Raw genomic sequence first — 12,674 nt, forward strand, 5'->3', positions numbered from 1 at the left:
TTTTGAGGCCGACGCAAGGGGAGTGGGAATGAACGAGGAACTGGCCCCGGCCGCCCGGCTGCTCTGGGGCCCGCCGCCGAAGGCCGGCCGGGGCCCGAAGGCCTCACTGACGCTGGACCGGATCGCCCGCGCGGGCATCGACATCGCCGACGCGGAGGGGCTGGGCGCGCTCTCCATGCAGCGGGTCGCCGGGCTGCTCGACGTCACCAAGATGGCGCTCTACCGGTACGTGCCCGGCAAGGCCGAGCTGGTCGCCCTGATGGTCGACACGGCGGTCGGCGCGGCCCCGCCGGTCACCGGTACCGGCTGGCGCGAACCGCTCGCCGACTGGTCCCGGCAGCTGGCCGCCGTCTTCCGGCTGCACCCCTGGCTGCTGGACGCCACCGTCGGCCCCCGGCTGGTCGGCCCGGCCGAACTCAGCTGGATGGAACGGGCCGTGGCCGCCCTGGCCGACACCCCGCTGACCGGCGCGGAACGCCTCGACGTGGTCGCCGTGCTGGCCGGCCACGTCCGCGCGATCTCCCAGCAGTCCCGCGCGGCCGGCCCGGAGGGCAGCCCGGAGCAGCAACTGCTGGCCACCCTCGGCACCCTGATCGCCACTCATCGGACCAGCTACCCGGCCACCGCCGCCGCAATGGCCGACGCCGCCCAGCCGGACGGCCAGGACCAGGCGCTGGAGTTCGGACTGCGCTGCTTCCTGGACGGGCTCGGGGTGCGGATCGCCTAGCTCCTTACCGGGCAGGCAAGTTCAGCACCCGGTCGGCTTTGGTCATCCCAACTGATGATCCATAAGATGCGGGCCGTGACCACACCACGACGACGACTGCCGGCCCGCCCACTCGGGCTACTGGCCGCCCTGGCGATATCCGCCGGGGCCCTCCTGCATGGGATTCCCGCGTACGCCGACGAGACCACCGCCGGGGCGGCGGCCACCGAGCCGCCCCGGGTCGACCTGGTCCTGGATGTGAGCGGCTCGATGCGGGCCACCGACATCCAGGGCAAGAGCCGGATGGCGGTGGCCCAGCAGTCGCTGACCGAGGTGATCGACGCGCTGCCGGCCGAGACCCACTTCGGCATCCGGACGCTCGGCGCCACGTACCCCGGCAACGACAAGACCGAGGGCTGCAAGGACACCAAGCAGCTCTACCCGGTCGGGAAGACCGACAAGACCGAGGCCAAGACCGCCGTGGCCACCCTGCGGCCGACCGGCTGGACCCCGATCGGTCTGGCGCTGCGCGGCGCCGCCCAGGACCTGGGCACCGGGTCGACCACCCGGCGGATCGTGCTGATCACCGACGGGGAGGACTCCTGTGCCCCGCCGGACCCGTGCGAGGTGGCCCGTGAACTGGCCGCGCTCGGCACCCACCTGGTGGTCGACACGCTCGGTCTTGCGCACGACGACAAGACCCGGCAGCAGCTGCTGTGCATCGCCAACGCCACCGGCGGCACCTTCACCGACGTCCAGAGCCAGCAGCAACTGACCGAGAAGGTCAAGCAGTTGGTCAACCGCGCGGGCACCACCAACCGGGTCGCGCCGACCAGGGCGACCGGCACCGAACAGTGCGACACCGCACCGGTGCTGACCCCCGGGGTCTACAGCGACCGGGAGAAGTTCGCCGAGCACCGGGTCTACCGGGTGAACGTCCGGCCCGGCCAGGAGCTGCGGGCCTCGGTCAGCATCTCGCTCGACCGGGCGCTGGCCCGGGACTACGGCGTCCTGTTGAAGGCCACCGACCCGAGCGGCCAGGAACTGGTTCGGGGCACCGATGCGGGCAGCGGCCGGACCGACGTGGCCTCCACCGGCGTGCGCTGGTCCTCCGGCCGTACGGCGTCCGCTTCTCCCAGCTCCTCCACCGCGAAGGCGGAGGACATGGTCTGTCTGGTCGTCAGCAACTCCTTCGCTCCGGCCCCCGGCGTCGCCGCCGAGCCCGGCCTGCCGCTGGAGCTGACCCTCGACGTGGCAGCCGCCTCCCCCGCCCCCGACGGCTGGTCCGCCGGACTCGGCCGTGGCTGGGTGCTGCTGCTGGTGCTCACCCTGGCCGGGTTGCTGACCGGGCTGGTCTTCGGCTGGCTGGCACGCTGGCGAATCGCTGTCTGGCGGGAGAACTGACGATGCGTACCACTGCACTGCGGGCCGCACTGCTCGCCGCCGGGCTGCCGCTGCTGATCGCGGCCTCCCCTTCCCCCTCCCCCMGCCCGTCCGTTTCGGGCACCGCCAGGCCGGTGACCGACGCGGGCACCAACTTCCTCACCGCGATCGCGCTCGGTACCGGTCAGGGCGCCGACGTGGCCGCCTCCACCGGTGACTACCTGTACTGGGCGTTCGGCGCCGCCGAGGGCCAGACCACCACCGTGGACGTGACCGTCACGCTGCCGCCGAGCGCCGAGCGGCACGGGCCGCAGAGCTGGTCGGTCGAGCTCTTCGACGGCCTGCGGCGCCGTCAGTCCTGCACCTCCGGGCCGCAGGACGCCACCGCCGAGACCGCGGCCGGCACCCTGGCGCTGCGCTGCACCCTGCGGCAGATCCGCTCCTGGGCCGAGCCCTGGTCGGGCGACCCGCTGCCGGGCACCTACTACGTCCGGCTGACCGCGGGTCAGGTACCGCAGAACGACCTCGGCCTGGCGGCCCAGGTGAAGCTGCGGCTGACCAACAAGGGCGGGGCGGGCAACGCCCAGCCCGAGGGCGGTGAGCTGCGGGCACCGCTGGTCCCGCCGGTCAACGCCGGCTCCCCCGCCGCAGCGGCCGCCCCGACCGCCTCGGCGACGGCGACGGCTCCGGCCGACCGCGCGGTGGCCCCCGAGGAGGAGGAGACGCACTGGTACTCCGCCCCCTTCCAGGGCCGCAACACCCGCTGGTTCTGGACCGTCGGCGGCGGCATCCTGGCCGCCCTGGCCGGTGTGCTCGGATACCGGCTGACCCGCCACCCCCGCGGCGGTGCCCCGCGCCGCGGCCCGGCCAACCCCGGGCCCGACGCTGCGATGTAGGCAAGGCGTCCAGTTGCACTATCTAGGGGCTCGGGGCTCTGCTGACTTGCGGCTCCGCCGCGTGGGCGAGGAGATCTGGCGTGCGGGTCACAGGCGAAAGTGCCTGACCACCCCTGCACGGATCACCTTGCACGAGGTCGGCGTCGCAGTTCCCCGAGCCCCTGCCTTCCGAAGCGCTCGCTACGGCGTGAGCACCAGCCGCACCCCGAAGTTGCGGTACCCCGCCCGGTCGAAGCAGGCCGCCATCGGCCCGTTGTCCCGGTCGGTGTCGGCGCCGATCCGCTCCGCGCCCCGAGCCGCGTGGAACCGGGTGATCTCACCGAGCAGCTCGTCCGCGTACCCCCGGCCGCGCATCGTCGGCACCACCCCGAGGTACCCGACCACCGGACCGCCCTGGTTGGCGGACGGCAGCGTGAAGCCGGCCAACTCGCCCTCAGGGGTGTACGCGAGCAGCCACCAGGACCGCTCCCCCGGCATCTGCAGGTAGCAGTCCAGCGTCTCCCTGGCCTGCCCGTCCGCGCCGAGCCGTTCCAGGTTCCGCCGGGTGTCGTCGTCCAGGCTGCCCTCGGCGGTCTGCCGGAACAGCTCCACGAAGACCTCGTCGTCCGGTTCGGTCCGGAAGACCAGCCGGCCACTGGCCTCGGGCACCGGCAGCTCGGGGGTCCACTCGTACCGCAGCCGCTCCAACCGGCCGGTCAGGCCGCTGCGTTCGGCGGCCGCGAGCCGCCACTCCAGGGCGGCGGCGACCGCCGGGTCGTCCCGCCAGGCGGGGTCCAGGAAGAGGTGCCATTCGGGCAGTTCGGCCCAGCCGGCCGCCCGGAAGGCGTCGTGGGCGGCGCCGAGCAGCCGAGCCGCGAACCCGACCCGGTCGGGAATTTCGGGGGCCACCCAGACGCAGTCCAGCGCCAGCGGCCGGTCGCTCTCCGGGAAGGCCCACCAGACGGCGCGGGCGAGCAGCCGGCCGTCGTCGTCCTGGGCGATCCAGGTGTGGGCGGGGCGGTAGCCGCCGTTGCCCAGCATGCGGCGGTAGCGCTCGGGGTCGGCCCAGCTGACGGGCTCGTCGGTGGTGCAGGAGAGCACCAGGTCGAGGTCGGCCTCGACGCTGGGACGGAAGGTGGGACGGAAGAACACGCTGCCTCCGAAGACAGTCGGCAGGCGCTTCCGTGCAGTCGGCTCTAGCCGGTTGTGCGGGAAGGAAGCGCCGAGAGGATGTGGGTGTACATCGCGAGGCCTCCTTCCTCCGCCCGAGGCGGACCTGGCGCCGGATGCGCCATCGACCGGGACGCTACCCGGCACCAGGTCCGACGGTCCAGCAATTATTCGGCGACCACGTGGTCCTCGTGCAGACCGCCGCCGGCCGAGCCGCCGGTGGTCTGTTCCGGCGCGACCGGGACGGCGAGCGAGGAGAGGTCCCAGGCGTAGGTGCCGACCGCGTTGGCGATCACGTCGATGTTCAGGTCGAAGGCCCGGTGGTCGAAGTTGGCCAGGGTGTCGCAGGCCTGGTGGTAGCACTTGTCGAAGGCCACGCCCGCCGTGCCGCCGTACTTCGCCGCCTGGGCCTCGGACTTGATGCCCTCGGCCCCGGTGGCGGTGCCGCCGGCCGGGATGCCCGCCGCGATGAACGGGCCGTAGTCCGAGCGTCCGGTGAAGTCGGCGCCCTCGTGCGGCTTCCGACGGCCGTCCAGGTAGCCGTTGAGCAGCCGCTCGATCTGCGCCGAACCCTCCGGCCCCGGGCCGGATCCGACCTGGTCGGAGTTGTCGCCGTCATAGACGAACTGGGCCGAGTTGGGCGAGGCGATCATGTCGAAGTTCAGATACAGCTTGATCTTCTGCTGCTCGGCCGCCGGCAACGCGGCGACGTACGCCTTCGAGCCGACCAGGCCGAACTCCTCGGCCGACCACCAGGCGAACCTGACCTTGTTCTTCACCTGACGGTCCGCCAGGCTGCGGGCCACCTCCAGGATGCCCGCCGAGCCCGAACCGTTGTCGTTGATGCCGGGGCCGGCCATGACCGAGTCCAGGTGGGCGCCGACCATCACGGTGTTGTTCTCGTCCCCGCCCCGGGTCTCGGCCAGCACGTTCCAGGTCTTCCGGGTCTCCACCCAGGTCCTGATGTCCAGGTTCAGCGTGACCGGGCCGGCCGCCGCCTCGGCCGCCAGCGCCTCACCGTCCGTCCGGCTCAGGCCGCCGGTCGGCACCTTGGCCACTGCCGGGTCGCCGAGCGTCCCGGCCAGTGGCCCGTCCACGTTGTTGTAGATCAGCACACCGGCCGCCCCGGCCGCCGCCGCGGCGGTCTGCTTGACCCCGAACGAGCAGCCGCCGCGCTGGATCAGCGCGATCCTCCCGGTCACCGCCCCGGCCGGGTAGTCCGTCGGCTCGCAGCCGGAGGTGGCGTCCACCGGCACCACCGCGAGCGGGGCCACCAGCCCGCCGTCGGGGCCGCTCGCCGAGTAGGTCATCGCGACCACCGCGAGCTGCTCGGCCTGCGGCGACACCACCGCGAGCCGTTCGGCCAAGGTCTCGTTGAAGACGTAGTCGAACTCCTGCCGGGAGACCTTCAACCCGGCCTCCCTGGCCTTGGCCGCCACGTAGTCGGCCGACTCGGCATGCCCGGCGGAACCCGCCACCCGGGTACCGCCGTTGCGGTCGGCGAAGCTCTGCAGCCGCTCCAGCGTGGTCCAGGCGTCCTTGCCGCTGCTCTGCTCGACCAGCTTGGCCGCCAGCTGGGCGGCCTTCCTGGCCGGGTCGGGTCCGTGGCCGTTCGCGGCCGCACCGGCCGCACCGGCGAACAGCACCGGCGTGGTCAGCGCAGCCACCGCGAGCGCGGAACCGAGGGAACGACGGGCACGAGAGTTCAAGGTGATTCCTCCGACAATCCGTCAATAACCAACGAGGAGTGTGGAGAGACCGTAGCCGGACTTCGCCCCGTGCACATCAAAAACCCGGAACCGGCGACTGTTGCCGCGCAGTGACACTCGCTCAACAGTTCGCGGATGTGTGGCTGACACAGTTCTCTCATCGCACGGAGCAGCAGCCGGTCGCCTGGTGACAACGGGGCCGAACGACCGATGAGCGTCTCACGGCAGGAACTCACATCCACGCTCGTCATTTCCGGGGGGAAATCACCATGTCCGTTGGTACCCGTCGCCACGCCGCCATCTCGCTGGTCTGCGCGCTCACCGCCGGCAGCACCCTGCTGCTCACCGCCTGCGACCCGGCGGGCACCACCACCGCCGCGCCTGCCCCGTCCTCGGCCGCTCCGAGCACGGCGGCCACCACGCCTTCGGCCGCTCCGAGCGCCCCGGCCGTCTCCGCGCCGATCTCGCCGGTGAACAAGACCGCGAACACCGGACTGACCATCAGCAACGGCACCAACCTGGTGCTGGTGAACGGTGACACCGTCGACTTCCACACCGTCGTGCGCGACCTCGCCTGGTCCCCGGACGGTTCCCGCGCCGCGTTCGTGGACGGCAGCGGCAACCTGGTCGTCAGCCGTCCCGACGGCAGCGCGGGCTCCGTGGTCGCGAAGAACCCCGGCGGTCAGACCTGGTCCCACCCCACCTGGCAGGTCGTCGGCCCGCACGACGGGCTCCCGGCGAACAACAACATCTTCTTCACCATCGCCGCGAGCGGCACCACCCACCTGGCGACCGTGCCCGCCGACACCGCCGGCAGCGTCCCCACCGACCTGCACCTGGGCTCCTACTCCGACAATGACGCCCCCGCGCTGCCCACCGCCGGCAACACCTGGATCAACGGCTCGGACCCGCAGGGCACCACCGTCTACGCCAACACCGCCGAGGGTGACGTCTACATCCGCGACGACTACCTGCGTCAGCAGGGCAAGGTCGTGACCAAGGGATCCCAGCCCGCGCTCTCCACCGACGGCAAGTTCGTGGTCTTCGTCCGCTCGGTCGACGGCCACGACCACATCTTCAAGCAGGGCGTCCACGGGCAGAACCAGGCACCCACGGACCTCACCCCCAGCGCCACCACCGACTACACCGAGCCCGCCTGGTCCCGCGACGGCAGGACCATCGCGGTGCGTACCCCCAACGGCGTCGCCACCCTGCCCGCCGACGGATCCGCCGCACCCGAGCTGGTCTCCTCGGTGGCCGGCCTGCCCGCCTACCGCGGCTGAACCGGCCCCACCGCCCGGTCGAGTTCGGCCCGCAGCAGGCCCAGATGCTCCTCCGACTGCGTGTGCGGCAGGAACTCGACCGGGGCGAGGAAACGGAACAGCACCTGGCTCGGGGTGATCGCGTACTCGTAGTCGGCGAAGCCCACGACCGCGCCCGTCCCGCCCCGGACCGTCCCGCGGACCAGATGCTCCGTCAGTTCGTCGGGCTGCTGGGCCGACAGCCCGCGCCGGGCGTTCGGCCGGGCCAGGTACGGGCAGACCATCGAGGCGTACAACATGCACGCACGGTGCCCCGGCCCTTCCAGGGTCGGGGCCAGGTTGCGATAGGGGCGGCCGACCGCCAGCGCCTCGCCGATCGCCGCACTCTCGGTCGCCCCGACCACCCGCCAGACCGTGCCGGCCGGCATCACCCCGCCGCACACCGAGCAGAGCCGCTCCCGCGCGCACGCCGCACTGAATCCGTGGTCGGTCAGCGCGAACTGCGGCTCCTCCCCCTCCCACGGCGTGATGGCGGGCACCGGGTACCCGCGACTGTCCTGGGGCCTGGCCGCGACGGAGGACGGCATCGGGACGGCTTCGAAGCGCATCCCCCATCCATACCATCCCACCGGCTCGGTTCGAGATCGTGACGGCTCGTCTAGTGCCGCGCCCGGCAAGGTTTGCCCCATCGCGTCGTTCGGTGCGTGCTCTCGGCGTGCCGGACGAAGGCCACTCGTAGCGGAGCTACTTGGGCCTTTGACCGGTGCGGCGAAAGGGCCCCTCCTGCCCGATGCCGGGCAAGGAGGGCGCGTGCCGGGCGGCGCGATGGGGCAAACCTTGCCGGGCGCGGCACTAGCGTGTCACCCCATGGACAAGGCACAGGAGTTCGAGGCACACCGGCCTCGGCTGTTCTCGCTGGCGTACCGGATGCTCGGGTCGGCGACCGAGGCGGAGGACGCCGTCCAGGACGCCTACCTGCGGTGGCACCGGACCGAGCCGGGCCAGGTCGTGGCGCCTGCGCCGTGGCTGGCCAAGGTGCTCACCAATCTGTGTCTGAACCGGCTGACCTCGGCGCGGGCCCAGCGCGAGGAGTACGTCGGGCCGTGGCTGCCGGAGCCGGTGCGGACCGACAGCGGGGCGCTCGGGCCGATGGAGACGGCGGAGCAGCGGGACGCGGTGTCGCTGGCGGTGCTGGTGCTGATGGAGCGGTTGACGCCGCCGGAGCGGGCGACTGTGGTGCTTCGCGACGCCTTCGACTACAGCCATCGGGACATCGCGGGCGTGCTCGACTGCTCGGAGGCGAACGCGCGGCAGCTGTACCGCAGGGCCAAGCAGCATCTGGCCGACGACCGGCCGAGGTTCGTCTCCTCGCAGGGGTTGAGCAGCGAACTGCTGGCCCGGTTCCTGGAGGCGGCGGCGCAGGGGGCGATGCAGCAGTTGGAGGCGCTGCTCGCCGACCAGGTGGTGGCGTGGTCGGACGGCGGCGGCAAGGTGAGTGCGGCCCTGCGGCCGGTGGTCGGCCGGGAGATGGTGGCCCGGTTCCTGGCGGGCCTGTTCGCCCGGTGGGTGAACGGGGTGCGGATCGAGGTCGTCGAGGCGAACGGCGGCCCGGTGGTGCTCGGTTGGGAGGACGGCGAGCTGACCTCGTTCGGTGCGCTGGAGGTCGGCGAGGCCGGGGTCACCGGCATCCGGCTGGTCCGGAACCCGGACAAACTGGCCTTTCTGGCGAATCAGCTGCCGGAGTTGTCACAGAACCCGTGAGTCGTCGGTTCTTCCTCGGTGACGGCAACACGAGAAGGGCTGTGGCTGATGAAGAACGACGCGATCATGGTGACCGGTGCGACGGGTGTGCTCGGCCGCGAGGTGCTGGACCGGGCGCGCCGCACCGGGTTGCCGGTACGGGCCCTCACCCGCAGGACCGCACTGCCGGACGACCCCGGGGTGGCCTGGTTCACCGGTGACCTGGTCACCGGCGCCGGGCTGGACGAGGCGTTCGCCGGAGTCGGCACGATCATCCACTGCGCGACCGACATCCGGCACTTCAAGAACGACATCCCGGCCTTCGAGCACCTGCTGGAGGCGGCCAGGCGCTCCGGGGTCGAACACATCGTCAACATCTCGATCGTCGGCATCGACCGGATCCCGTACCCCTACTACCGGATCAAGCTGGCGGGTGAGCGGCTGCTGGCGGCCTCGGGGATCGGCTGGACCAATCTGCGGGCCACCCAGTTCCCCGAGCTGCTGAACCTGGCCTTCGGGGTCCTGTCGAAGCTGCCGGTGGTCATCGTGCCGGCCGGCACCGCCTGCCAGCCGGTGAGCCAGGGCGATGTGGCCGACCGGCTGGTCGAGTTGGCCGTGGGCGAACCGGGCCGGGGGGCACCCCCGGCGGGCGGCTGGGGGCGGGTGCCCGACCTGGCCGGACCCACCGTGTACCCGGCCGAACGGCTGGCCGAGGACTGGCTGCGAGCGGCCGGGAAGCGCCGTCGCGTCCTGCCGGTCCTCATCCCGGGGAAGATCGGGGCCGGCTTCCGTTCCGGCGCCCTGACCGCACCCGACCGGGCGGTGGGCAGGCGGACCTGGGAGGAGTACCTGGCCGAGCACGTCGCCCGCTGACGGACGGTCAGTGCCCGGAGCACCAGGCCCACACCGGCACGGCGAACAGTGATCAGGACGTGACCTGCCGGGCAGCGGTGATCACTAGGGTTGGCGGGTGCCGAACAGTGACAGGACCCCGCCCGGCTCCGACCGGCCGGGCGATGAGGCGTGGAACGTGCCGCTCGACGAGGACTTCATCCGGGCAGCGACCCTCAAGGAGGGCGACAGCCTCACGCCGCCCGCCCCGAAGCGGCCCAGGCCGGTGTGGCCCCGCAACGCCGCTGCCGCTCTGGCCGCCGCCGCCCTGGCCTTCCTCGCGTTCAAGGCCGTCGGGCCGTCGGACCACCAGGAGGAGAGCGTCGCTGCTCCGGCGTCCTCGTCACCGGCCTCACCATCTGCACCCGCCGCATCCCCCGCACCGCTGTCCGCCCGCCCGATGATCGCGCTCGCCGAGGCCTTCCCCGCCGAGGTCAAGGACGGCTCCGGCGCGGTGTACACCAAGGTGGGAGCCGCCGCACTGACGAACTGCACCGAGCCCGACTCGGTCGGCCCCCGGCTGATATCCATGATCAACGAGAGCAAGGGCTGCGTCGGCCAGCAGGTGGCGCTCTACAAGGACGCCCAGAACAACCAGTTCAACCTGGCGGTCTTCACCATGAAGGACCCCCTCGACACAGTCCACCTGGTCACCGAACTGAGCATCGCCTTCGACTCCTACGAAGTCGGCGCCCAGGCCCCGCCACCCGCCTCAGGGCTGGCCACCCTCCCGCCGGACAGCGGCATGGTCCAGGCCTTCACCGGCCAGGGCCGAGCGATGGTGGTTGGCCTCGGCCAGTGGTCCGACGGCCGGACAGCCGACTTCCAGAAGCTGGTCGACCGGCTCGAACCACTCCTCAAGAACGTCTCCGGCAAGGTCGCGGACTACGAGAACCAGCACTGACGACGCCGGCCAACGGACTTCCCCCGCTACTCAGCCTGCCGTGCTGGCAGCTCGTCGGGGTTCTCGGCGGTGAGGCCGGCATCGAGACCTCTCTACGTCCACGAGGAGGCGTTCGAGCAGGTGACCGGGACGGAGTGGGACCGCCTCACCCGCCACGACTACGAGTCCTGCTCGAGCAAGGACGGCTGGCCCGAGCTCCGCGACTGAGCGCCAGACACCCTGGGGCTGCCGGACCTGGACGGATGGCGGCTGGTCCGAGGCCGGCTACTGGACCGTTGACGGAGTCTTCGGCCCGTGACCAAGCGGTGCTTTCCGGCCTGGTTCTCCGCCGAGACCGCCGCAATCCGCACCGCCTTCTCCGAGCGTGACCGCAAGGGCGACGAAGCCGACGCGCTCGGCGATCTGCGCGAGCCAGCTGTGAAGAAAACGCCGTCGTCCGCCCGCGAGACGACCGCTAAGGTGTGCCCTCGGACTGCCCAGTGATCATGCTGCGGGCACCCGCCCATTCCATTCGCACTCTCCCTGACGGGGTATCAATCATGGCCCTCAAGAACCGGATAGCCGCCGCCCTGCTGGGTGTCGGCCTCACCATCGGCGTTGGCGTACCTACCGCCGGCGCCGCTACCCAGTCCGTCCCGGCCGGTGTGCCGAACGTCGTCGTTCTGGGGAACGCCGGCAGCCCACACTGCCTGGAGATCGCAGACTGGCGCACCGACAACGGCGCCCCCGCCCGCCAGTGGGACTGCCTCTACGGGGCCAGCCAGCAGTGGAGCCTGACGGCTGGTCCTGCGGGGTCGCTGGTGAACGTCCATAGCGGCAAGTGCCTGGAGATCGCAGACTGGCGCACCGACAACGGCGCTCCCGCCCGTCAGTGGGGCTGCACCGGTGGCGCCAGCCAGCAGTGGTCCTGGACGCATGTCCCCGGCACCGGATACGTCCTGCGGAACGCCCACAGCGGCAAGTGCCTGGAGATCGACGGGCGGGTCTACGGCAACGGCGCTCTCGGCCAGCAGTGGGACTGCTGGAACGGGAACAACCAAATCTGGTACCCCCTCTCAACGAACCACTGACCCCGGAAGCCGGACGGCGCCCTGCAACAACGCCGTCCGGCTTCGGCCTGAGCCCTCGGGCGTCCGGGCCACCCGAAACACCGTTACAGACACCCCTGGGCCACGCTCGCGCAGCACCTCGAACTAGCCCGCACAACGGGTTGGTGGGGTGTTCACGAGTGGGGCAGACCTGCTGCGGAACGAACGGTTCGCAGATCGCTTCCCAGGGCGTCGGTGATCGCTTCCCGCGCCGGCCGTGAATTCGCTGGCCAACGGTCGTGGCGGCGGTCAGACCCCACTCTCATGGACCGGTCTACTAGTGATCTCCCCAGGCAGCTGGACGCAGACAACAGCGAGCCACGAACGCGTTGTGACGCTCCCGAACAGATGATTTCGGCCGTCGGACGGTAGTCAGCGCCTGTGGAGCGTGCCCCCAATGGAGAAGGAGCATCGTCACCGCCGAGCGAGCTCGGACGGTACTGATCCGCCACATCCATCCCCGAGGAGGCGCCCCATGATCGCGTCAAGCCGGGAACTCCCGTGGAGACCGGGGACCACCGCCGCGATCCCGCCGTAAGGTTCGCCGAGGTGCCGATCCCGGGAACGGTCACCTCCGGCAACGGCGAGAGCCTGCCGTTCGTTGCGAAGGCCGGGTCCTGCTGGCGGAGCGGACAGCGCGCGAGCGACGTAGCCAGGGCGAGGGCGACACCGAGGTGATGAAGCTCTGCTGTGTCCAGCTGTTCAACTCCGGCGGAGCGGACGACGCACTCGTGGTCTGGAGCGCGAAGAGGGCGAGCTACGACGCCGCGTGCTCGATCGACGTCCAACTCCTGCTCGGAGGCGGCCTCGACGCGACGAAGGCGTACCTTGCGGTGCACCCTTCGGTGGCTGCGGCGGAGGCTCTGGCGCGGCTGCGGGAGGGGAGTCGAGCGGTGAGTTCGAGGGCTTCTCGGTGGCGGGGCTCTCCGCGTACTACGACGGGTAC

The 12,674-nt window shown here is 71.6% G+C and carries 13 protein-coding genes; 10 read left to right on the plus strand and 3 right to left on the minus strand.

The features are described from left to right. The first annotated feature begins 28 nt into the window (after positions 1-28). The 3 genes from ACXJMZ_RS04675 to ACXJMZ_RS04685 all read left to right on the plus strand — a co-directional run bounded on the left by ACXJMZ_RS04675 (position 29) and on the right by ACXJMZ_RS04685 (position 2,985). A complete protein-coding gene (locus ACXJMZ_RS04675; protein WP_457028703.1) occupies positions 29-727 on the plus strand; it encodes a TetR/AcrR family transcriptional regulator in 699 nt (232 codons plus the stop codon). Positions 728-793: 66 nt separating this feature from the next. Then, complete coding sequence (locus tag ACXJMZ_RS04680; RefSeq protein ID WP_457028704.1) at positions 794-2,110, plus strand: VWA domain-containing protein; 1,317 nt, start codon at positions 794-796, stop codon at positions 2,108-2,110. A 2-nt stretch (positions 2,111-2,112) separates the two neighbouring features. After that, the gene (locus ACXJMZ_RS04685) at positions 2,113-2,985 is read left to right on the plus strand and encodes a peptidase (protein WP_457028705.1); all 873 of its coding nucleotides are present in this window, start codon (positions 2,113-2,115) and stop codon (positions 2,983-2,985) included. Between the two features lie 180 nt (positions 2,986-3,165). Here ACXJMZ_RS04685 and ACXJMZ_RS04690 read toward each other — a convergent pair whose 3' ends face one another. Beyond that, positions 3,166-4,116, minus strand: a complete 951-nt coding sequence (locus ACXJMZ_RS04690) for a GNAT family N-acetyltransferase (protein WP_457028706.1) — start codon at positions 4,114-4,116, stop codon at positions 3,166-3,168. 185 nt (positions 4,117-4,301) lie between these two features. After that, positions 4,302-5,843: a M20/M25/M40 family metallo-hydrolase gene (locus ACXJMZ_RS04695; RefSeq protein ID WP_457028707.1), complete on the minus strand. Its 1,542-nt coding sequence runs from the start codon at positions 5,841-5,843 to the stop codon at positions 4,302-4,304. Positions 5,844-6,112: 269 nt separating this feature from the next. On the opposite strand from ACXJMZ_RS04695, the gene ACXJMZ_RS04700 reads away from it, so the two are divergent. After that, positions 6,113-7,126: a hypothetical protein gene (locus ACXJMZ_RS04700; RefSeq protein WP_457028708.1), complete on the plus strand. Its 1,014-nt coding sequence runs from the start codon at positions 6,113-6,115 to the stop codon at positions 7,124-7,126. Here ACXJMZ_RS04700 and ACXJMZ_RS04705 read toward each other — a convergent pair. Beyond that, complete coding sequence (locus tag ACXJMZ_RS04705; RefSeq protein ID WP_457028709.1) at positions 7,114-7,713, minus strand: hypothetical protein; 600 nt, start codon at positions 7,711-7,713, stop codon at positions 7,114-7,116. The two genes, ACXJMZ_RS04700 and ACXJMZ_RS04705, sit on opposite strands and share 13 nt — an antisense overlap. Before the next feature lie 259 nt (positions 7,714-7,972). On the opposite strand from ACXJMZ_RS04705, the gene ACXJMZ_RS04710 reads away from it, so the two are divergent. The 6 genes from ACXJMZ_RS04710 to ACXJMZ_RS04735 all read left to right on the plus strand — a co-directional run bounded on the left by ACXJMZ_RS04710 (position 7,973) and on the right by ACXJMZ_RS04735 (position 11,710). Next, entirely contained in the window at positions 7,973-8,866 is an 894-nt protein-coding gene (locus ACXJMZ_RS04710) for an RNA polymerase sigma-70 factor (RefSeq protein ID WP_457028710.1), read from the plus strand. A gap of 48 nt (positions 8,867-8,914) precedes the next feature. After that, positions 8,915-9,718, plus strand: a complete 804-nt coding sequence (locus ACXJMZ_RS04715) for an SDR family oxidoreductase (RefSeq protein WP_457028711.1) — start codon at positions 8,915-8,917, stop codon at positions 9,716-9,718. 97 nt (positions 9,719-9,815) lie between these two features. Further along, positions 9,816-10,640 (plus strand): hypothetical protein, encoded by an 825-nt coding sequence (locus ACXJMZ_RS04720; RefSeq protein ID WP_457028712.1) that lies wholly within the window; start codon positions 9,816-9,818, stop codon positions 10,638-10,640. Positions 10,641-10,709: 69 nt separating this feature from the next. Continuing rightward, on the plus strand, positions 10,710-10,847 hold the full coding sequence (locus ACXJMZ_RS04725) for a hypothetical protein (RefSeq protein ID WP_457028713.1): 138 nt from the start codon (positions 10,710-10,712) through the stop codon (positions 10,845-10,847). An 87-nt stretch (positions 10,848-10,934) separates the two neighbouring features. Then, entirely contained in the window at positions 10,935-11,123 is a 189-nt protein-coding gene (locus ACXJMZ_RS04730) for a hypothetical protein (protein ID WP_457028714.1), read from the plus strand. A 56-nt stretch (positions 11,124-11,179) separates the two neighbouring features. Next, positions 11,180-11,710 (plus strand): RICIN domain-containing protein, encoded by a 531-nt coding sequence (locus tag ACXJMZ_RS04735; RefSeq protein WP_457028715.1) that lies wholly within the window; start codon positions 11,180-11,182, stop codon positions 11,708-11,710. Positions 11,711-12,674: the final 964 nt, after the last annotated feature.

The sequence above is a fragment of the Kitasatospora sp. P5_F3 genome (assembly GCF_054049135.1).

Coding starts and splice junctions, on each gene's coding strand:
- ACXJMZ_RS04700 (WP_457028708.1), top strand. CDS start 6,113: ATGTCCGTTGGTACCCGTCGCCACGCCGCCATCTCGCTGGTCTGCGCG.
- ACXJMZ_RS04675 (WP_457028703.1), top strand. CDS start 29: ATGAACGAGGAACTGGCCCCGGCCGCCCGGCTGCTCTGGGGCCCGCCG.
- ACXJMZ_RS04710 (WP_457028710.1), top strand. CDS start 7,973: ATGGACAAGGCACAGGAGTTCGAGGCACACCGGCCTCGGCTGTTCTCG.
- ACXJMZ_RS04680 (WP_457028704.1), top strand. CDS start 794: ATGCGGGCCGTGACCACACCACGACGACGACTGCCGGCCCGCCCACTC.
- ACXJMZ_RS04735 (WP_457028715.1), top strand. CDS start 11,180: ATGGCCCTCAAGAACCGGATAGCCGCCGCCCTGCTGGGTGTCGGCCTC.
- ACXJMZ_RS04705 (WP_457028709.1), bottom strand. CDS start 7,713: ATGCGCTTCGAAGCCGTCCCGATGCCGTCCTCCGTCGCGGCCAGGCCC.
- ACXJMZ_RS04715 (WP_457028711.1), top strand. CDS start 8,915: ATGAAGAACGACGCGATCATGGTGACCGGTGCGACGGGTGTGCTCGGC.